Here is a 501-nt window from a genome sequence, read left to right as displayed (position 1 = left end):
TATTTCCATTCTCTAAACGTTGCGGTTATTGCCATGATGATTGGCCGTGCGAAAGGGTATTCTGCCAAGCAATTAAAAGAGCTCTCTTTCGCAGCTCTGTTTCATGATATGGGTAAGATCAAAATCCCTACCGCTATATTAAGAAAGCAAGTGCCATTAACCGAGCCAGAAACCAACTACCTAAAGTTACATACTAAATATGGTTTGGATCTCGCGAATCAGATCGAAGGTTTTCCTGAACCAGCTAAAACCGTGATTGCTCAGCATCATGAGTTAAGAGATGGCTCCGGTTATCCTGAGGGTCTTAAAGGGGATGAAATTGATGAATTGGCTCAAATTGTCATAGTGGCAAATGCATTTGATAACTTGTGCCATACTCCGATCGCATCCGAACAGAAAATCCCATACACCGCCCTTTCTCATTTATATAAAAACTGTAAACACCTATATAAAGAAGAGAACCTTAATATCCTGATCAAGTTCATGGGCGTCTTCCCTCCT

1 protein-coding gene is annotated in these 501 nt (G+C 41.1%); it reads left to right on the top strand.

What is annotated here, in order from left to right:
* On the top strand, nucleotides 1-501 hold a 501-nt coding region (locus R7Z47_RS27120; protein WP_318131058.1), incomplete at both ends, for an HD-GYP domain-containing protein.

This window comes from Vibrio sp. 1641 (assembly GCF_033339995.1).
In the GTDB taxonomy this organism is placed as follows: domain Bacteria; phylum Pseudomonadota; class Gammaproteobacteria; order Enterobacterales; family Vibrionaceae; genus Vibrio; species Vibrio alginolyticus.
The sequence above is the reverse complement of the archived record's forward strand: the minus strand, read 5'-3'. Positions and strand labels throughout refer to the sequence as shown.